The 18,500-nt window shown below is 73.4% G+C and carries 17 protein-coding genes and 1 pseudogene; 13 read left to right on the top strand and 5 right to left on the bottom strand.

Annotated features, from left to right (window positions below; genetic code table 11):
• The first annotated feature begins 115 nt into the window (after positions 1-115).
• Positions 116-2,002 (top strand): glutamine--fructose-6-phosphate transaminase (isomerizing), encoded by a 1,887-nt coding sequence (gene glmS / locus CLV70_RS33250; protein WP_106130596.1) that lies wholly within the window; start codon positions 116-118, stop codon positions 2,000-2,002.
• Here the strand turns inward: glmS and CLV70_RS33245 are convergent.
• Both CLV70_RS33245 and CLV70_RS33240 read right to left on the bottom strand, forming a co-directional pair.
• Entirely contained in the window at positions 1,989-3,467 is a 1,479-nt protein-coding gene (locus CLV70_RS33245; protein WP_106130595.1) for an alpha/beta hydrolase, read from the bottom strand. The two genes, glmS and CLV70_RS33245, sit on opposite strands and share 14 nt — an antisense overlap.
• The gene (locus CLV70_RS33240) at positions 3,464-3,742 is read right to left on the bottom strand and encodes a hypothetical protein (RefSeq protein ID WP_106130594.1); all 279 of its coding nucleotides are present in this window, start codon (positions 3,740-3,742) and stop codon (positions 3,464-3,466) included. Before CLV70_RS33240 ends, CLV70_RS33245 begins: the two co-directional genes overlap by 4 nt.
• A gap of 123 nt (positions 3,743-3,865) precedes the next feature.
• Between CLV70_RS33240 and CLV70_RS33235 the strand changes: the two genes are divergently transcribed.
• The 12 genes from CLV70_RS33235 (at position 3,866) to CLV70_RS33180 (ending at position 15,697) form a co-directional block, all read left to right on the top strand.
• Positions 3,866-4,234, top strand: coding sequence for a holo-ACP synthase (locus CLV70_RS33235; protein WP_106130593.1), 369 nt, complete (start codon positions 3,866-3,868; stop codon positions 4,232-4,234).
• 15 nt (positions 4,235-4,249) lie between these two features.
• Positions 4,250-5,686, top strand: coding sequence for an NAD(P)H-hydrate dehydratase (locus tag CLV70_RS33230; protein WP_106130592.1), 1,437 nt, complete (start codon positions 4,250-4,252; stop codon positions 5,684-5,686).
• Positions 5,687-5,724: 38 nt separating this feature from the next.
• Positions 5,725-6,900, top strand: a complete 1,176-nt coding sequence (alr, locus tag CLV70_RS33225) for an alanine racemase (protein WP_106130663.1) — start codon at positions 5,725-5,727, stop codon at positions 6,898-6,900.
• The gene (locus tag CLV70_RS33220; RefSeq protein ID WP_106130591.1) at positions 6,897-7,991 is read left to right on the top strand and encodes an alpha/beta fold hydrolase; all 1,095 of its coding nucleotides are present in this window, start codon (positions 6,897-6,899) and stop codon (positions 7,989-7,991) included. The genes alr and CLV70_RS33220 overlap by 4 nt, the downstream gene beginning before the upstream one ends.
• Positions 7,988-8,461 carry a tRNA (adenosine(37)-N6)-threonylcarbamoyltransferase complex ATPase subunit type 1 TsaE gene (gene tsaE, locus CLV70_RS33215; RefSeq protein ID WP_425440259.1) on the top strand — a complete coding sequence of 158 codons (474 nt, stop codon included), beginning with the start codon at positions 7,988-7,990 and terminating at the stop codon, positions 8,459-8,461. Before CLV70_RS33220 ends, tsaE begins: the two co-directional genes overlap by 4 nt.
• Positions 8,462-8,649: 188 nt before the next feature.
• A complete protein-coding gene (locus CLV70_RS33210) occupies positions 8,650-9,336 on the top strand; it encodes a uracil-DNA glycosylase (protein ID WP_106130590.1) in 687 nt (228 codons plus the stop codon).
• A gap of 254 nt (positions 9,337-9,590) precedes the next feature.
• Entirely contained in the window at positions 9,591-10,325 is a 735-nt protein-coding gene (gene tsaB, locus CLV70_RS33205; protein ID WP_106130661.1) for a tRNA (adenosine(37)-N6)-threonylcarbamoyltransferase complex dimerization subunit type 1 TsaB, read from the top strand.
• Positions 10,325-10,753: a ribosomal protein S18-alanine N-acetyltransferase gene (rimI, locus tag CLV70_RS33200; protein ID WP_106130589.1), complete on the top strand. Its 429-nt coding sequence runs from the start codon at positions 10,325-10,327 to the stop codon at positions 10,751-10,753. Before tsaB ends, rimI begins: the two co-directional genes overlap by 1 nt.
• A gap of 110 nt (positions 10,754-10,863) precedes the next feature.
• Positions 10,864-11,916 (top strand): tRNA (adenosine(37)-N6)-threonylcarbamoyltransferase complex transferase subunit TsaD, encoded by a 1,053-nt coding sequence (tsaD, locus tag CLV70_RS33195; RefSeq protein WP_106130588.1) that lies wholly within the window; start codon positions 10,864-10,866, stop codon positions 11,914-11,916.
• A 10-nt stretch (positions 11,917-11,926) separates the two neighbouring features.
• Positions 11,927-12,181 carry a hypothetical protein gene (locus CLV70_RS33190; RefSeq protein WP_106130587.1) on the top strand — a complete coding sequence of 85 codons (255 nt, stop codon included), beginning with the start codon at positions 11,927-11,929 and terminating at the stop codon, positions 12,179-12,181.
• 43 nt (positions 12,182-12,224) lie between these two features.
• Positions 12,225-13,916, top strand: coding sequence for an ABC transporter ATP-binding protein (locus CLV70_RS33185; RefSeq protein ID WP_106130586.1), 1,692 nt, complete (start codon positions 12,225-12,227; stop codon positions 13,914-13,916).
• A complete protein-coding gene (locus CLV70_RS33180; RefSeq protein ID WP_106130585.1) occupies positions 13,913-15,697 on the top strand; it encodes an ABC transporter ATP-binding protein in 1,785 nt (594 codons plus the stop codon). Before CLV70_RS33185 ends, CLV70_RS33180 begins: the two co-directional genes overlap by 4 nt.
• A gap of 236 nt (positions 15,698-15,933) precedes the next feature.
• Here CLV70_RS33180 and CLV70_RS33170 read toward each other — a convergent pair whose 3' ends face one another.
• From CLV70_RS33170 to CLV70_RS33160, 3 genes and pseudogenes are all read right to left on the bottom strand, one after another.
• Positions 15,934-17,118, bottom strand: coding sequence for an ROK family transcriptional regulator (locus tag CLV70_RS33170; protein ID WP_106130584.1), 1,185 nt, complete (start codon positions 17,116-17,118; stop codon positions 15,934-15,936).
• Positions 17,115-18,368, bottom strand: coding sequence for a sugar ABC transporter permease (locus CLV70_RS33165; protein WP_106130583.1), 1,254 nt, complete (start codon positions 18,366-18,368; stop codon positions 17,115-17,117). Before CLV70_RS33165 ends, CLV70_RS33170 begins: the two co-directional genes overlap by 4 nt.
• Positions 18,365-18,500, bottom strand: a pseudogene (locus CLV70_RS33160) (sugar ABC transporter ATP-binding protein); the annotation flags it as partial. The pseudogene CLV70_RS33160 and the gene CLV70_RS33165, both read right to left, overlap by 4 nt.

The raw sequence follows: 18,500 nt of genomic DNA, 5'->3' as shown, positions 1-18,500 counted from the left end.
ACCTGGACAGGAAGCGGCCCGCACCTGACCGAACGGCTGTTTCGATCACGTACGATGCGCGAAAGTATGCTTCTCGAGCACCATGCGTGAGCGAAAGTCCGCTACGCTGCCCCTCATGTGTGGGATCGTGGGTTACGTCGGCAATCGGCCGGCGCTGCAAATCGTCCTCGACGGGCTCCGCCGCCTCGAATACCGCGGATATGACTCCGCCGGCGTCGCGGTCATCGACGACACCGTCATCCTGACCGAGAAGCGCGCCGGCAAGCTGGCAAATCTCGAAAAGGCGCTGGTCGAGAGGGCGGGAGACGGCATCGCCGCCGGGTCGACCGCGATCGGGCACACCCGGTGGGCGACCCACGGCGGCCCCACCGACCGCAACGCCCACCCGCACCTGTCGGCCGACGGGCGGGTCGCGGTGATCCACAACGGGATCATCGAGAACTTCGCCCGGCTGCGCGCCGAGCTGGAGGCCACCGGCATCGAGTTCGTCAGCGACACGGACACCGAATGCGCCGCCCATCTGCTCGCCGCCGAGATGCGCGCGCTGCGCGAGTCGGGCTCCGACGCCGACGGGCCGCACCTGCTCGCCGAGGGCATGCGCCGGGCCGTACGCCGCCTCGAGGGCGCCTTCACCCTGCTGGCGATCGACGTCGACGTCCCGGACGCGGTCGTCGCGGCGCGCCGCAACTCGCCGCTGGTGGTCGGCCGGGGCGACGGCGAGAGCTTCCTGGCCAGCGACGTCGCCGCCTTCATCGAGCACACCCGCGAGGCCGTCGAGCTGGGCCAGGACCAGGTCGTCCTGATCACCCCGGCCGGCATCGAGATCACCGACTTCGCCGGGCAGCCCGCCGCCGGCAAGGAATTCCACATCGACTGGGACGCGTCCGCCGCGGAGAAGGGCGGCTACGACTACTTCATGCTCAAGGAGATCGCCGAGCAGCCCCAGGCCATCGCCGACACGCTGCTGGGGCGCCTCTCCGAGCGTGGCGAGATCGTGCTCGACGAGGTCCGGCTCACCGACCAGGACCTGCGCGACGTCGACAAGGTCTTCATCATCGCCTGCGGCACGGCGTACCACTCCGGCATGGTCGCCAAGTACGCCATCGAGCACTGGACGCGCATCCCGTGCGAGGTCGAGCTCGCCAGCGAGTTCCGATACCGCGACCCGGTGCTCGACCGCTCGACCCTGGTGATCGCCATCAGCCAGTCCGGCGAAACGATGGACACGCTGATGGCCCTGCGCCACGCGAAGGAGCAGAAGGCGCGGGTGCTGGCCATCTGCAACACCAACGGCTCGACGATCCCCCGCGAGTCCGACGCCGTGCTCTACACCCACGGCGGCCCGGAGATCGCGGTGGCGTCCACCAAGGCGTTCCTGACCCAGCTCGTCGCCTGCTACCTGATCGGCCTGCACCTCGCCCAGATCCGCGGCGTCATGTACGCCGACGAGGTCGCCGCCGTCGTCTCCCGCCTCCAGCGCACCCCGGACAACCTGCGGGAGCTCCTCGCGCAGATGGAGGCCGTCCGTGCCCTGGCCCGCGACCTGAAGACCGCCTCCACCGTGCTCTTCATCGGCCGCCACGTCGGCTTCCCGGTGGCGCTCGAGGGCGCGCTGAAGCTCAAGGAGCTCGCCTACATGCACGCCGAGGGCTTCGCGGCCGGCGAGCTCAAGCACGGCCCGATCGCCCTGATCGACGAGGGCACGCCGGTCGTCTGCGTGGTGCCGTCGCCGGCCGGCCGCGGCGTGCTGCGCGACAAGGTCGTCTCCAACATCCAGGAGGTACGCGCCCGCGGTGCCCGCACGATCGTGATCGCCGAGGAGGGCGACGACGCGGTGGGCGCCTACGCCGACCACCTGATCCGCGTGCCGCGTACGCCCACCCTGCTCGCCCCGCTGATGACCACCGTGCCGCTGCAGATCCTGGCGTGCGAGATCGCGGCCGCCCGCGGGCACGACGTCGACCAGCCCCGCAACCTGGCCAAGTCCGTCACCGTGGAATGACATCGGTCCGCCCCAGCGTGATGTTCGTGAGCGCGTCGAGCGCCGGGCCGCCCTCGTCCCAGTATCCGAGGTGGCCGGCGTCCGGCTGGCTGGGGAAGGTCCGCGCACCGAAGGCCGGATCGGCCGGGTTGGTGCCGTAGTACAGGTCGTTCTCCGGCCGGCTGAAGGCGAGCACCGCCCCGGCCGGCCGGATCTGACTGGTGAGCAGGTCCTCGGCGAGGCTGCGCGGCGACACCGCCGCCCACTGGATCACGTCGGTGCGCGAGGTCGACGCCCACACCTCGCCGGACGGCACGTGCAGCCCGCCGGCCGAGTCCACGCCGACGCCGGGCGAGCCGACGAAGACCACGCTGTCCGCCGCGAATCCCGCGCGGGCGGCGGCGGTGCCCACGACCAGTGAGCCGTAGCTGTGCCCGAGCACGGTCTGGCGCGCCGGGCGGCCCTCGTGGGTGACCCGCAGCCCGTCCTGGAAACGCCGCAGGGCCGGAGCGCCGGCCTCGGCCCGGGCACGGCTCGACGCTTCGCCGAGAAAATCCGGCGCGTCGTAGCCCAGCCACATCACGGCACTCGCCGCTCGGCCGGGCGCCAGCTCCCCGGCGCGCACCGCGACCCGTTCGGCGCGGTCCAGCTCGCCGCCGAACGAGGCCAGGTCGGCGGTCATCCCGGGCACGTGCGTGAGAAGCACTTCGGCCCGGTCCGGATCGCCCAGCGCGACGACCGCCCGCCCGTCGCCGCCCGGGTCGAGAGCCATCAGGTACGCCCTGGGCCCGTCCCCGCCGGCCAGCCTGTCCCGCAGCGCGACGAGGGCTGCTCCGCCTCGCGGGAGTTGGTCGAGCAGGAGCCGGTTGGCGCGGTCGCGGGCGGCGGCCGGGACGCCGTCGAGCGACCCGATCGTTCCGGGCTCGGTGACCAGGAGCCACTCCCGGTGCTCCGGACCCAGACCCGCCCACCACCGGCCCACCTCGGCCGGCGAGGCCGTGCAGGACGGGGAAGGGCTCGCCGGTGGGGACGCCTCGGTCAGGAACAAGGCCTGCAACTGCTCGGTGGCCCGTCTGTCCGCCGTCGAGGCGGCGGCGAGGTCGTCCGCCGGCCCGGCCCGGGTCAGGGAGGCGGCGAACTCGCTCAGGGCCTGGTCGGCGGCCCAGCACTCGAGCCGGAACAGATCGAGCCGCCGGACCAGCCGCCCGAGCCGCGCCGCGAGTGCCTCGGCCGCCGATCCGGTCCAGACCGACCGCAGCCGCGCGGCGCACGACCGCACGTCGGCCGCCCAGCTCCCGGCGGCGACGGCCCAGAACCGCCAGGCCGAGGCGGCCTCGAGCCACCGGGCCGGGTCGGTGGCCCGCAGCGCGACCGCCGACGGCCCGCCGGCCGGGTCGGTGGCCCGCAGTGCGACCGCCGACGGCCCGCCGGCCGGGTCGGTGGCCCGCAGCGCGGTCCCCGGGTCGCTGCCGTAGGGCGTGGTCATGCGATGTTCCGCAGGCGGGCGGCTGCCCGGTCGTCGGCCGCCTCGTAGTCGTCCACGGTGCCGTTCGCCGCCCGCGCGGTCGCCACGAGGGCGTCGGCTATCTCCGCCACGGTGCGGCGGGCGGCCGCTGCTGCGGCCGTACCCCCGTCGGTTGCGGACCAGCGCGGACCCGGAACCGGCGGCAGCGGGGCCAGGTGGAAACCCTGGCCGGCCGCGGTGAGCGCCGCGGCCCAGGCGCGGACGCCGTCGGGATCGACTTCGAGATCGGGCGTCATCGGCAACCTCCGGAACGAGGGCGGGCTGGGACCGACGACGCTAGAGAATCGGCGGGGCCCGCGGGTCCGGCCTGTGGACGAGGGCCCCGCCTGTGGATAACCGATCCGGCTAGGGTTGCGTATGTGATCGTGTCTGTCGGGATCGATGTGGTGCTCGTCGACCGGTTCGCCCGGGCGCTGGACCGCACGCCGCTGCTGGCGGACCGGCTCTTCACCGAGGGTGAGCGGACGACACAGTCCGGCAATCCGCGGTCCGCGGAGTCCCTGGCCGCGCGGTTCGCGGCCAAGGAAGCGGTGGCCAAGGCACTCGGCGCACCGGCCGGCATGCGGTGGCACGACTGCGAGATCGTCTCGGACCCGGACGGGCGGCCCTGGCTGACCGTCTCCGGTACGGTCGCCGCGGTGGCGGCCGACCGCGGCATCAGCCGGTGGCACCTGTCGCTGTCCCACGACGGCGGCATCGCCTCGGCCATGGTGGTGGCCGAGGCCTGACCTGAGGGAGAGCGCATGCGGCAGGCATGGCGGGTTGCGGACGTACGCTCGGCGGAGAAGGCCCTGATGGCGACCCTGCCGGACGGCACCCTCATGCAGCGCGCCGCGGCCGGGCTGGCCCGCCGGTGCGCGTTGCTGCTCCAGGAGCGCGGCGGCGTCTACGGCTCGACGGTCGTGCTGCTGATCGGCAGCGGTGACAACGGCGGCGACGCCCTCTATGCGGGTGCGCGCCTGGCCGCGCGGGGTGCGGCGGTGCGGGCGGTCCTGCTCCAGCCCGACCGTGCACACCCGGCCGGTCTGGCCACCCTGCGCCGGGCCGGCGGCCGTACGGTGGCCGAGCCTCCCGCGCGTGCCGACCTGATCGTCGACGGCATCGTGGGCATCGGCGCGAGCGGTGGGCTCCGGCCCGACGCCGCCGCCCTGGTCGCGGGCCTGCGCCGCCGGCATCCGGGGACGCCGGTCGTCGCGGTGGACGTGCCGAGCGGGGTCGCGGTGGACACCGGTGACGTGCCCGGGGACGCGGTGCACGCGGATGTCACGGTCACGTTCGGCTGCCTCAAGCCCGCGCACGTCGTGGGGCCTGCCGCGGCCCTGGCGGGCCACGTCGAGCTGGTGGACATCGGCCTGGGTGCCACGCTGCGCGCTTCGGCCGCGGTACGCGTACCCGACGCGTCCGACATCGTCTCGTGGTGGCCGAGGCCGGGCGCCGCGTCGGACAAGTACACCCGCGGCGTCGTGGGGGTGGCCACCGGCTCGGCCACGTACCCGGGGGCCGCCGTGCTGTCGGTGACCGGTGCGCTCGCCGGCCCGACCGGCATGGTGCGCTACGCGGGCAGCGCCGATCGGGAGGTTCTGCGGCAACACCCGTCGGTCGTCGCGGCCAAGCGGGTCGCCGACGCGGGCCGGGTGCAGGCGTGGGTGTGCGGCTCGGGGCTGGGGACCGATGACGATGCGCGTACGGAATTGCGCAGCGTCCTCGCCACCTCCCTGCCGGTCCTGCTGGACGCCGACGCGCTGACCCTGCTGGTCGACGGGCAGCACGCGACCGACCTGCGCCGCGACGCGCCGCTGGTGATCACGCCGCACGACCGCGAGTTCGCCCGGCTGGCCGGGGAGGCGCCGGGGGCCGACCGGGTGGGCGCCGCCTGCCGGCTCGCCGCCTGGATCAACGCCGTCGTCCTGCTCAAGGGCGACCGGACCATCGTGGCGACGCCGTCCGGCGAGGTGTGGGCCAACCCGACCGGGAGCGCCGACCTCGCGACAGCCGGTTCCGGGGACGTCCTGGCGGGCCTTCTGGGCTCATTGCTGGCCGCCGGAGTGCCCGCCGAGCGGGCCGCGGTCGCCGCGGCCTACGTCCACGGGCTGGCGGGCCGCCGCGCCGGCCTGGACGGGCCCGCCACGTCCGCCGATGTGGCCGCCGCGCTCCGGCCGGTCCTCGCCGACCTGCTCTGACGCGGGTTCTGTCGGAGGGGATCAGTAGGCTGATGGACATGTGGCAAGCCGAGGTCCGGGTCGATCTGGACGCGATCCGGGACAACGTGGCGACCCTTCGCGCGGGGACGACGGCCGAGGTCATGGCGGTCGTCAAGGCCGACGGGTACGGCCATGGCATGCTGCCCGCCGCACGCGCGGCGCTCGCGGGCGGCGCGACGTGGCTCGGGGTGGCCACTCTCGGCGAGGCGCTGGCGCTGCGCCGGGCCGGGCTGACCGCCCCCGTGCTCGCCTGGTTGCACGCCCCCGGCCTGCCGCTGCACGAGGGCGTCGAGGCCGGCGTGGACCTGAGCGCCGGCAGCCTTCCGCAGCTCGGCGAGCTGGTCGGCGCGGTCCGCCGGGCGCACCGGCCGGCCCGGGTGCACCTCAAGCTCGACACCGGCCTCGCCCGCGGCGGCGCCACCCCCGCCGACTGGCCGTCCCTGGCCGAGGCGGCCGCGAAGGCGCAGGCCGACGGCGAGATCGAGGTCGTCGGCGTGTGGAGCCACTTCGTCTACGCCGATGAGCCCGGCCACGAGACCATCGACCACCAGCTCGCGGTCTTCGCCGAGGGCCTTGCGACGGCGGAGCGCTACGGCATCGAGCCGCGCTACCGCCACATCGCGAATTCCGCCGCGACGCTCACCCGCCCCGACGCCCACTACGACCTGGTGCGGCCGGGCGTGGCCATCTACGGGCTGTCGCCGCTGCCCGGCCCGCAGCCGGCCGGACTGCGCCCGGCGATGACGGCCCGGGCCCGGGTCACCCTGACCAAGCGGGTTCCGGCGGGACAGGGCGTCTCGTACGGGCACGCGTACCACACCTCGCGCGAGTCGACGCTGGCGCTCGTGCCGCTGGGCTACGGCGACGGGGTGCCGCGGCACGCGTCGAACGTCGGCCCGGTGCGGCTCGGCGGCGCGGTGCGTCCCATCGCCGGCCGGGTCTGCATGGACCAGTTCGTGCTGGACTGCGGCGACGACCCGGTCGCGGCGGGCGACGTGGCCACGCTCTTCGGCCCCGGTGACGACGGCGAGCCGACCGCCACCGACTGGGCCGAGGCGATCGGCACGATCAACTACGAGATCGTGACGCGGTTCGGGGGCTCCCGGGTCCCCCGGATCTACGACGGTACGGCCGGAGTCGCCGCCTCGCCGCCCGAGGCGCCGGGCTCCGATTCCACCGGGGAGGCCGGATGAGTTCCGCGAAGCCGCCCGCCCGCTCCGGCCCGCACCGCCGCGCCCGCAAGGTCGGCATCGCAGGTGCCGTCATCGGCGTCGCCGCGGCGGGCCTCGCCACCGCCTTCGCCGTCGAGCGCGCGCTGGTCCGCCGTTCCCAGAACGTCGCCGGCGACCCGTATGCGGACGAGGAGTTCGGCGATCAGCCGTACGACGCGCAGCTGACCGTGACCGCGGCCGACGGCACCGACCTGCACGTCGAGATCGTCGAGCCGAAGCGGCCCGGCGCCCGGCCCACGGTCGTGTTCGTGCACGGCTTCGCGCTGGACATGGGCACGTTCTACTTCCAGCGGCAGGCCCTCACCGAGCTGGGCGAGCACCGGCTGGTCTTCTACGACCAGCCCGGCCACGGCCGCTCCGGGCGCCTGCGCTCCGGCAACTACGACATCGCGGCGCTGGGCAAGTCGCTGGCCGCCGTGCTCGACGCCGCCGTGCCCGAGGGCCCGATCATCCTCGTCGGGCACTCGATGGGCGGCATGACGATCATGGCGTTCGCCGAGCAGCATCCGGAGTGGTTCGGCAAGCGTGTGACCGGCGTGGTGCTCATGTCCACCTCGGCCGGCCTGATCGACAAGAGCAAGCTCGGCATCCCGACGCTGGTGGCCCGCGCCAGCGCGCCCTTCTTCCCGGTGTGGGGCGGCGCCGCGCGCATCGGCGGGTCGGCCATCGACCGGGCGCGGCTCGCCTCCGCGGACCTCGCCTGGCTGCTCACCCGCCGGTACGGCTTCGGCGACTCCCGGCCCAGCCCGTCCCTGGTCACCTTCGTGGAGCAGATGAATTCCAGAACCTCCGTCGAGACGCTGACGAAGTATCTGCACACGCTCTACGCGCACAACCGCTTCCCGGCGTTGTCGGCGCTCAAGGGCGTACCGGTGCTGGTGCTGGTCGGGACGAAGGACTACCTGACGCCCGTCACGCACTCGGAGGAGATCCTGCGCCACCTGCCCGAGGCGGAGCTGCTGAAGATCGACAACAGCGGGCACGTCGTGATGCTCGAGAAGGCGGACGAGGTGAACGCGGCCCTGATCCCGTTCCTGGAGCGCATCTCGTGACGATCCGCCTGCCCACCGTCGACGACACCCAGGCCTTCGGGCGGCGGCTGGCGGCCCTGCTCCGCCCCGGCGACCTGCTGCTGCTGACCGGGCCGCTCGGCGCCGGCAAGACCGCGCTGGTGCAGGGCATCGGCGCCGGCCTCAAGGTGCTCGGCGCGATCACCTCGCCGACGTTCGTAATCGCCCGGGTGCACCGGCCCGACCCGGCGCGCGGGGGCGAGGTGCCGCTGGTGCACGCGGACGCGTACAGGCTGGGCGACGCGGCCGACCCGCGCGCGGAGATCGACGACCTCGACCTGGACGCCTCCGCCGAGGACGCGGTCACCGTGGTCGAGTGGGGCGCGGGCCTGGTCGAGCAGCTCAACGACGAATACCTGGCGGTCCGCATCGACCGCCTCGACGACGACACCCGGGTGATCGACCTGACCCCCCACGGCGGCGACTGGGCCGCCCGCCTCGACAAACTCTGACGCCACGCTCGACATGCTCCCGACTCACGCTCCGACCTCGCCCTCAACCGGGCTCCGACTCCGACCTCCGACCTCGCCTCCCCGGGCCCTGATTTCGCCTGGTGCTCTGACCTCGCCCCTTGCTCTGACCTCGCCCCTTGCTCTGACCTCGCCCCTTGCTCTGACTTTGCCTGCTGCTCTGACCGGAGATGATGTTGAATCTGCTTGAGCTGCTCCCGCCCGCCTGGCGCGCCGAGCTCGCACCCTTCCTCGACCCCGCCGCCACCGAGGCGCTGGGTGCCTTCGTCGGCGAGCAGTATGCGAACCACACCGTCTATCCGCCGGTCGAGGACCTGTTCGCGGCATACCGGCTGTGCTCGCCCGAGCAGACCCGGGTGCTGATCCTGGGGCAGGACCCGTACCACGGGCCGGGGCAGGCGCACGGACTCAGCTTCAGCGTGCGTGACGGGGTCCGGGTGCCGCCGTCGCTGCGCAACGTCTACAAGGAGCTGGCCGCCGACGTCGGGGTTCCCCCGCCGGCGGGTGGAGACCTGACCGGCTGGGCCCGGCAGGGCGTGCTGCTGCTCAACGCGGTGCTGACCGTACGCGCGGGAGCGGCGGCCTCGCACAAGGGCAAGGGCTGGGAGGTGTTCACCGACGCCACGATCCGTGCCCTGGACGCGCGGCCGGACCGGGTGGTGTTCCTGCTCTGGGGCGCGTACGCCCGCAAGAAGGCCGAGCTGGTGACCAACTCGGCCCACACCGTGATCGAGTCGGGACACCCGAGCCCGATGAACGGCGGCAGGGACTTCTTCGGTGCCCGCATGTTCAGCGCGGCCAACAAGGCCCTCGCCGATGCGGGCCGCACCCCGATCAACTGGGATCCGCGCGAGTAGGCCGCCCGGCCCAGGGTCTTCCCGTGCGGAGCGTCCCGGCCTGGGGTGTGCCCGTGCGGAGCGTCCCGGTCCGGAGTGTGCCCGTGCGGGGCGGCCCGGCCCGCGTGCCGTCCACGACACCGGCCCGTCCCCCGGGGCGGGTCCGGGCCGGCTGACCTGGTCCCGGCGGCGGATGGTCGCGGGGGCGGCGGGGTTATCCACAGGCCGGGGCCGCCTGGCACGGGGCGTGTCCGTCGTCCCGCTAGGGTTTGGTGGTGCTCGTTCTTGCTCTCGATACCTCGACGCCCGCGGTCACGGCCGCCCTGGCCGAGGTCGGCGACGGTGGTCTGGCCGGCCTCGGTGAGCGGCGGACCGTCGACCCGCGGGCGCACGGGGAACTGCTCGCTCCGCAGGTGCGGGCGGTGCTCGCCGAGGCCGGGGTGCGGCCGGCCCAGCTCGGCGCCATCGTGGCCGGTCTCGGGCCCGGGCCCTTCACCGGGCTCCGGGTGGGGCTGGCCACCGCCGCGAGCATGGGGCAGGCGCTGGGCATCCCGGCGTACGGGATCTGCTCGCTCGATGCGCTCGGCCGGGCGGCCGGGCCGGGACGGGTGCTGGTGGCGACCGACGCGCGGCGGCGGGAGGTGTATTTCGCGACCTATCTCGACGGGAAGCGGGTGACCGATCCCGACGTGGCGCGGCCCGCCGACGTCCGGGTCGACGCCGATCGGGCGGTGGGGGAGGGCGCGGTCAAGTACAGCGAGGTCTTCGGGATCCCGATCGACGACCGGGTGCTCTACCCCTCCGGTGAGGCGCTGATCGCCCTGGCGTTCGACAAGATCCGGTCCGGCGGGCCGGGCGAGCCGCTCACCCCGCTCTACCTGCGACGCCCCGACGCCGTCGCACCGGGCGAGCGAAAGCCGGCGCTCTCCGATGGCGCGGCGCCGGGCGAGCGAAAGCCGGCACTGCCCGGTGCCACAGCGCCCGGCGAGCGGAAGTCTGGGTCGGCCTGATGGAGATCGAGCCGTTCCGGTGGTGGCACATCGCCGACGTGCTGCCGATCGAGGAGGATCTGTTCGGCGCGGAGAAGTGGTCCTCGGCCATGTTCTGGAACGAGTTGGCGCAGCGGCACTTCTACGTGGTGGCGCGGGAGGACGACGCGGTTCTCGGGTATGCGGGGCTGGCGGTCGTCGACGAGCAGGAGAGCTGGGTGCAGAACATCGCGGTGCGGCGTACGGCGCAGAAGCGGGGGATCGGCCGGCGGTTGCTGGAGATCCTGCTGGAGCGGGCCGGGCCGGGGAAGGTGCTGCTGGAGGTCGCCGTCGACAACCGGCCCGCGCAGCAGCTCTACGCCTCGTACGACTTCGAGCCCGTCGGGATCCGGCGCGGCTACTACCAACCGAGCAACACCGACGCCCTGGTGATGATGCGCGATGCCTGACGAGCCCCGAGCCGCGACCCGCGCGGGCGACCCGAACCGCCCGGGGGGCGCGAACCACGGGCCCTGGGCGGCGCTCCGCACGGGCGACCCGAACCGCCCGGGGGTGGGCGATGCCTGACGAGCCTCTGGTTCTCGGGATCGAGACCTCCTGCGACGAGACCGGGGTCGGGATCGTTCGCGGGCATACGCTGCTCGCCGATGCGCTGGCGTCCAGTGTCGAGCAGCATGCGCGGTTCGGTGGGGTGGTGCCCGAGGTTGCCAGCCGGGCGCATCTGGAGGCGATCGTGCCGACGATGCAGCGGGCGCTGGACGACGCCGGGGTCACCCTCGCCGACATCGATGCGATCGCCGTGACCGCGGGGCCGGGGCTTGCCGGGGCGTTGCTCGTCGGGGTGGCCGCCGCCAAGGGGTATGCCCTTGCCGCGGAGAAGCCGATCTACGGCGTCAATCATCTGGCCGCGCACGTGGCCGTGGACACGCTGGAGCATGGGCCGTTGCCCGAGCCGGCCGTGGCGATGCTGGTCTCCGGCGGGCATTCCTCCCTTCTTCTGGTCGACGATCTCACCGCCGGGGTCACGCCGCTCGGTGCCACGATCGACGACGCCGCGGGGGAGGCCTTCGACAAGGTGGCGCGGCTGCTCGGCATGGGGTTTCCGGGCGGGCCGGTGATCGACCGTACGGCGCGGGACGGGGATCCGCGGGCGATCGCCTTTCCGCGGGGGCTGACCGCGCCGAAGGATCTTGCCGCGCACCGGTTCGACTTCTCGTTCTCGGGGCTGAAGACCGCCGTCGCGCGCTGGGTGGAGGCCCGGGAGCGCAGCGGGGAGCCGGTGCCGGTCGCCGACGTGGCCGCGAGTTTCCAGGACGCGGTCTGCGACGTGCTGACCGCGAAAGCGCTGGACGCGTGCCGGGAGCACGGGGTGGAGACGCTGATCATCGGGGGTGGGGTGGCGGCGAACTCGCGGCTGCGGCTGCTGGCCGAGGAGCGGGCCGCGAAGGTGGGCGTGCGGGTGCGCGTACCCCGGCCTCAGCTCTGCACCGACAACGGCGCGATGGTCGCGGCGCTCGGCTCGCATCTCGTCGCCGCCGGCGTGGCTCCCAGCCCGCTGGACCTGCCGGCCGATTCGGCTATGTCATTGACCTCCATCAGGGTCGCGGGGTAGGAAGCCAGGCATGATCGCACGCATGTGGGAGGTACGCGCCTCGCGGGGCGGCTTCGATGAGCTGCTGAGCTGGGTGATCGACGAGGCGCTGCCCACTGTGGAGGTGCTGCCCTCGCACGTGTCGAGCGAGGTCTACTCCTCGACGGATCTGCGCATTGTGGTCATTTCGAAGTGGCGGAACACTCCGGCTGCCCTTCCCGCGCCTCCGGAAAACCTCATAGCGCGCTCTCCGCACGTGTGGGATTTCACGCCCGTCGACAGATAACACTCTGGATCGTGACGGCAGGGTTACGTAACGTCGAAGGGCGATGCGTGATCTGCCCGCCGCCGATCCCGGCTCCCCCGATCACCGGTCCGCCACCCGATATCTGGGCTGGCTCGCCCGGCGCGCCTGGGTATCCGTCAGCGCCGCGATCTTCTTCGCGGTCGTGTGGATGGTCTGCCAGGCGTTCGTACCCGCCGTCATCGGCAAGGCGATCGATGCCGGCCTGACCCACCGCGACGACCGCCAGCTGCTGATCTGGGGCATGGTCCTGTTCGGCGTGGGCCTGCTCCAGACCGGCGCCGGCCTGCTGCGGCACCGGCGGGCCGTGTTCAACTGGCTGTCCTCGGCGTACCGCACGGTGCAGGTCACCGTGCGGCAGGCCGGGCGGCTCGGGGTCGCGCTGCCCCGCCGGCTGGACGCCGGCGAGGTCGTGGCCATCGGTACGGCCGACATCACGCACATCGGCAACGCCATCGACATCACCGCCCGGGGCGTCGGCTCGGTCGTCGCCGTCATCACCGTCACCACGATCCTGCTGTTCACGTCCGTGCCGCTGGGGCTCGTGGTGGTGCTCGGCATCCCGCTGCTGATGGCCGTCGTCAGCCTGCTCATCCGGCCGCTGCACCGCCGCCAGCAGGCGTACCGGGAGCAGCAGGGCCGGCTCACCGGCCGGGCCACCGACCTGGTCGGCGGCCTGCGGGTGCTGCGCGGCGTCGGCGGCGAACCGGTGATGTCGGAGCGCTATCGCGCCGAGTCGCAGACGCTGCGGGCCGCCGGGCTGCACGTCGCCCGGGTGGAGGCGCTGCTGGACGCGGCGCAGGTGCTGCTGCCCGGCATCTTCCTGGTCCTGGTCACGTGGCTGGGCGCCCGCTTCGCCATCGACGGGCGGATCACCGTCGGGCAGCTGGTCTCCTTCTACGGGTATGCCGCCTTCCTCGTCTCCCCGCTGCGCCAGCTCACCGAGACGATCGATAAGCTCACCCGGGGGCACGTGTCCAGCCGCCGGGTCGTGTCGATGCTGCGGGTCCGCACGGACCTGCGCACCCCGTCCCGGCCTGCGCGCGCCCCGGCCGGCGGCGAACTCGTCGACCCCGTGTCCGGTGTCGTCGTGCGGCCGGGGATGGTCACGGCGATCGCCGCCGCCCTTCCCGCCGAGGCGGTCGCCATCGCGGACCGGCTGGGCCACTGCACGGCCTCGGGCGCGGGGACGACGCTGGCCGGCGTACCGCTGAAAGATCTTGATCTGGCGACCGTGCGGGAGCGGATCCTGATCGCCGACAACGACGCCCGGCTGTTCTCCGGGCCGCTGCGTGACGATCTCGATCCGGATCGGACCGGCCGGGCGCCGGCGGCGCTCGCCGCGGCCTCCGCGACCGACGTCGTGGAGGCGCTGCCCGAGGGCCTGGACAGCGAGGTCGCCGAGCGCGGGCGCAGCTTCTCCGGGGGCCAGCAGCAGCGGTTGCGGCTGGCCCGGGCCTTGGTCGCCGACCCGGAGATCCTCGTCCTGGTCGAGCCGACCAGCGCGGTGGACGCGCACACCGAGGCCCGCATCGCCGACCGGCTTCCGGCGGCGCGCACCGGCCGCACGACCGTCGTCTGCTCCACCAGCCCGCTGGTGCTGGACCGCGCCGACCACGTGATCTACGTCGAGGACGGCGCCGTGGTCGCCGAGGGAACCCATCGCGAGCTGCTGGACGGCAGCTTCGCCTACGCAAGGACGGTGCTCCGCGAGTGAGCAACGCGCTCCCGGTGGCGGACACCCGCCAGGTGCGCCGGTACGCCCGCGATCTGTTCCGCCGGCATCCGCGCGCCCTCGTCACGACCGTGGCCCTGCACGCCCTGGCCGCCATGACCGGACTGGTCGGGCCGCGCCTGCTCGGCGAGCTGGTCGAATCGATCCAGCACGACGCCGGCGTCCGTACGGTGGACCGCATCGCCGCCACGATCGCCGCCTTCGTGCTGGTGCAGGCGGTGCTCGTGCGGTTCGCGTACCTGGCGTCGGCCCGGCTCGGCGAGCAGATCCTGGCCGAGCTGCGCGAGGAGTTCGTCGACCGGGTGCTGACCATCCCGCTGTCGACGGTCGAGCGGGCGGGCACGGGTGACCTGCTCACCCGCACGTCCCGGGACGTCGACGCGCTGTCGCGGTGCCTGCGTTTCGCGGCGCCCGAGACGCTGATCGCGGCGATCACCGCCTCGCTGGCGGTCGGCGCCCTGATCCTGGTCAGCCCGCTGCTCGCGCTGCCGCTGCTGATCGCCGTGCCGGTGCTGACCTGGTCGACGCGGTGGTACCTGCGCCGCGCCGCCGGTGGCTATCTCCGGCAGAACGCGGCGTACTCGCAGGTCACCGACGGTCTCGCGGAGACGGTCGAGGGGGCGCGGACGATCGACGCGCTGCGCCGGCAGCGGCAGCGGATCCGGCGTACGGATGCCGACCTGCGGCGTTCGTGGGCCACCGAGCGGTACACGCTGTACCTGCGGACGGTGTGGATGCCGTCGATCGAGGTCGGCTACGTGCTGCCGGTGGTCGGCACGCTGCTGCTCGGCGGCTGGTTCTACCTGCACGGCTGGGTCAGCCTCGGCCAGGTCACCGCCGCCGTGCTGTACTCCCAGATGCTGGTCGACCCGATCGACCGCTTCCTCGGCTGGCTCGACGAGCTCCAGGTCGGCGCGGCCTCGCTCGCCCGCCTGCTGGGCGTCTCGTTCGGCTCGCCGGTGCCGTCGCAGCGCACCCCGCGCGGCGCGGAGATCGTCGCCGAGAACGTCCGCTTCTCCTACGTCGAGGGGCGGGAGGTGCTGCACGGCATCAACCTGCGGATCGCGCCGGGGGAGCGGCTGGCGATCGTCGGGCCGTCCGGGGCCGGCAAGTCCACGCTGGGCCGGCTCCTCGCCGGGGTGCACGCCCCGGGCGGCGGGTCGATCACCGTCGGCGGGGTGGCGCTCGCCGGGCTGCCGCTGCACCGGCTGCGCACCGAGGTCGCCCTGGTCAGCCAGGAACACCACGTCTTCATGGGTACGCTGCGCGACAACATCGCCATGGTCCGGCCCGGTTCGTCGCCGGCCGACGTCCGCGAGGCGCTCGCCGCCGTACACGCCCTGAAGTGGGCCGATGCGCTGCCCGACGGCCTGGACACCGTGGTGGGCGCGGGTGGCGTGAACCTGTCGGCGGCCCAGTCGCAGCAGGTGGCGCTGGCCCGGCTGGTGCTGGCCGACCCGCACACGCTGGTGCTCGACGAGGCGACCGCGATGCTGGACCCGCGGGCCGCCCGGGACCTCGAGCAGTCGCTGGCCGCGGTGCTGCGGGGGCGTACGGTCATCGCCATCGCACACCGGCTCTTCTCCGCGCACGACGCGGACCGGGTGGCGGTGGTCGAGGACGGGCGGATCACCGAGCTGGGCTCGCACGACGAGCTGGTCGCGGCCGGCGGCTCGTACGCGGCCCTGTGGGACTCCTGGCACGGCGCGCCGCCGGTCGGGTCTAGCGCAGGGCCAGGTACGCACCCAGCAGAACAAGGGTGACGAGCGCGACCGCGAGCAGCAGCAGGAACTCGCGCCGCTGCCGCTCCTCGGGCTGTTCGGCCGGCAGGTCGCTGACCACGGCGGCGAGCTCGTCCAGCGTCCGGGCCCCGGCGGCCAGGCCGGCCCGCTGCGCGAACTCGTCGAGGGTCAGCCGGCCCGCGCCGGTGTGCCGTTTCGAGCGCGGCCACCACCCGCTGCCGGTCCTCGTCGGAAGCGCGCATGCTCACGCGGGCACTTTAACCCGCGCTGCCCACCGGGTCCTCCAGCAGACGTTCGAAGGCCAGCTCCGCCGCACCGAGCAGGCCGGCGTCGGTGCCGAGCTCCGGCGTACGCAGGCGGATGTTCTCCCGGCAGGCGGGCAGCGCCACCTCGGTGAGGCGCGACCGGATCTGGGCGGCGGCGACCAGGTAGATGTCGCGCAGGGTGCCGCCGAAGATGATCGCCTCGGGGTTGAAGATGTTGACCAGGTTGCCGACGCCGAGGCCGAGCCACTGGCCCACGTGGCGCACCGCCTGCTGGGCCACCCAGTCGCCGCGCATCGCCGCCTCGACCACGCCGAGGACCGCCTCGCGGCCGCTGCGGTCCTCCCGCCCGGCCATCCTGAGCAGCGGATACTCCCCGATCTCGGTCTCCCAGCAGCCGCGCGAGCCGCAGCTGCACGGGCGGCCGTACGGGTTCACCACCATGTGCCCGACCTCGCCGCCGTAGCCGCCGTGCCCGGTGATCCGCCGGCCGCCGACGATGATGCCCGCGCCGACGCCGACGTCGCCGTACAGGTAGATGACGTTGTCCCGGCCGGCCGCCGCGCCCCGGTTGTGCTCGACCAGGGCGGAGACGTCGGCGATGTTGCCGACGATCAACGGCCCGACGTCGCCGATCTCCTCGACCAGCGCCTCGCCGACGGGCTCCTCGACCCAGCCGATGGTGGGGGCGAGCCGGACCATGCCGTCCGCGCGGCGGACCATGCCGGCGATGGCCAGGCCGGCGCCGACGTAGCGGGCGCCGGCCGGCACGTCCCGGCGCATCTCGTCGAGGAAGGCGGCGAGCGGCTGCACCGCGTCGACCACCTGCATGCCGCGCGGTCGGGGCGCCTCCCGCCGGTCGAGGATCCGCCCGCCGAGGCCGACCCGGGCGGCGCGCAGCCGGTCCACCTCGATGTTGAGCGCGTACGCGTACACCGTCGACGACTCGGGCCGGACGACCAGTGATGGTCGCCCGGCCCGGCCGGTGCCCCGTGGTGCCTTCTCGGTGACGAGTCCCGCGGCGGTGAGGTCCGCGGTCAGCGCGCCGATGGTGCTGCGGTTGAGGCCCAGCTTGGTGGTGAGCTCGGCCCGGGACGTAGCCCCATGAATGTGTACGTATCGGAGCAGCGTCCCCAGGTTGTGCCGCCGGACCTCCTCTTGGCTGGGTCCGGCCCTCATCGGTTTCCGGTGGCGGCTGCCCGGCGGCGCGAGAGCGCGTCGACGCTGGCGGCGAGGAGCAGGATCAGGCCGGTCACCACGAACTTCGTGCCGGAGCTGTAGCCCATCAGGCCCATGCCGTTGTCGATGACGGCGATGACCGCGCCGCCGATCACCGCGTTGATCATCTTGCCCTTGCCGCCGAACAGGCTGGTGCCGCCGATGACGGCCGCGCCGACTGCGTAGAGCAGCACGTTGCTGCCGCCCGAGTTCGGGTCGACCGAGTTCTGCCGGCTGGCGGCGACGATGCCGCCGATGGCCGCCATGAACGAGCCGATGACGAAGACCGAGATGCGGATCCGGTCGACCGGGATGCCCGCGCGGCGGGCGGCCTCGGTGTTGCCGCCCACGGCGTAGACGTGCCGCCCGTACGTGGTGCGGCCCAGCACGAAGGTCCACACGACCAGCACCACGGCGATGATCGGGGCCACGATGGGCACACCCTTCACCGAGATGATCAGCGGATTGATGCTGCGCTCCTGGGTCAGTACGGCGACCGCCGCCAGCAGTAGTACGGCCAGCGCCGCGATCCGTGCCAGCACGATACCCATCGGGTCGGTGACCAGGCCGCGGGAGGCCCGGCTGCGGACCCGCAGGAATTGCGTCGCGGCGTACGCGGCGACCGTGGCGATCGCCAGCACCCAGCTGACGCCGACCGGCATGTTCTTGTTGGAGAGCGAGAGCACGAACGTGTCGCGGATCGAGATGTTCTTGCCGCCCTCGAGCAGCATCAGCAGGATGCCCTGGAAGGCGAGGAACGCGGCCAGGGTCACGACGAACGACGGGATGCCGACCTTCGCCACCAGGAAGCCCAGCGTGAAGCCGATCGCCAGGCCGGTGAGCAGGGCCATCGGGATCGCGGTGTACCAGTTCCACCCGTGGTTGGTGGTCAGGATCGCCATGACCGCGGCGCAGACCCCGCTCGCGAAGCCGGCGGAGAGGTCGATCTCGCCGAGCAGCAGGACGAAGACCAGGCCCATGGCGATGAAGATGACCGCCGCGCCCTGCGAGAAGAGGTTGGCGAAGTTCGTCGCGCTGAAGAAGCTCGGCCGCGCGACGCCGAAGATGAGGCACAGCACCACGAGCCCGAGGATGGCGGGGAGGCTGCCGATGTCGCCGCCGCGTACCCGGCCCCAGTAATCGTGCAGGTGGCCGGCGAACGTCGGCTTGACCACCTGGACCGGTCCGCTGGATGTGGTCATGGTCGTCATGCGTCTGCTCCCGGAGGCGTGATGTCGACGAAACCGGCGGCGGCCGGTTTCTCGGGGGGCAGGCCGAGGTTTCCGCTGCGGCCGGAGGTGATGAGTTCGACGATTTGGGAGTGGGTGACGTCGGTGGTTTTG

It is taken from the genome of Pseudosporangium ferrugineum, from assembly GCF_003002065.1.
GTDB classification, from domain to species: Bacteria; Actinomycetota; Actinomycetes; order Mycobacteriales; family Micromonosporaceae; genus Actinoplanes; species Actinoplanes ferrugineus_A.
The sequence above is the reverse complement of the archived record's forward strand: the minus strand, read 5'-3'. Positions and strand labels throughout refer to the sequence as shown.

Coding starts and splice junctions, on each gene's coding strand:
- CLV70_RS33210 (WP_106130590.1), top strand. CDS start 8,650: ATGATGTTGAATCTGCTTGAGCTGCTCCCGCCCGCCTGGCGCGCCGAG.
- glmS (WP_106130596.1), top strand. CDS start 116: ATGTGTGGGATCGTGGGTTACGTCGGCAATCGGCCGGCGCTGCAAATC.
- CLV70_RS33240 (WP_106130594.1), bottom strand. CDS start 3,742: ATGACGCCCGATCTCGAAGTCGATCCCGACGGCGTCCGCGCCTGGGCC.
- CLV70_RS33185 (WP_106130586.1), top strand. CDS start 12,225: ATGCGTGATCTGCCCGCCGCCGATCCCGGCTCCCCCGATCACCGGTCC.
- tsaD (WP_106130588.1), top strand. CDS start 10,864: ATGCCTGACGAGCCTCTGGTTCTCGGGATCGAGACCTCCTGCGACGAG.
- CLV70_RS33190 (WP_106130587.1), top strand. CDS start 11,927: ATGATCGCACGCATGTGGGAGGTACGCGCCTCGCGGGGCGGCTTCGAT.
- CLV70_RS33220 (WP_106130591.1), top strand. CDS start 6,897: ATGAGTTCCGCGAAGCCGCCCGCCCGCTCCGGCCCGCACCGCCGCGCC.
- CLV70_RS33170 (WP_106130584.1), bottom strand. CDS start 17,118: ATGAGGGCCGGACCCAGCCAAGAGGAGGTCCGGCGGCACAACCTGGGG.
- CLV70_RS33245 (WP_106130595.1), bottom strand. CDS start 3,467: ATGACCACGCCCTACGGCAGCGACCCGGGGACCGCGCTGCGGGCCACC.
- alr (WP_106130663.1), top strand. CDS start 5,725: ATGTGGCAAGCCGAGGTCCGGGTCGATCTGGACGCGATCCGGGACAAC.
- CLV70_RS33230 (WP_106130592.1), top strand. CDS start 4,250: ATGCGGCAGGCATGGCGGGTTGCGGACGTACGCTCGGCGGAGAAGGCC.
- rimI (WP_106130589.1), top strand. CDS start 10,325: ATGGAGATCGAGCCGTTCCGGTGGTGGCACATCGCCGACGTGCTGCCG.
- CLV70_RS33165 (WP_106130583.1), bottom strand. CDS start 18,368: ATGACGACCATGACCACATCCAGCGGACCGGTCCAGGTGGTCAAGCCG.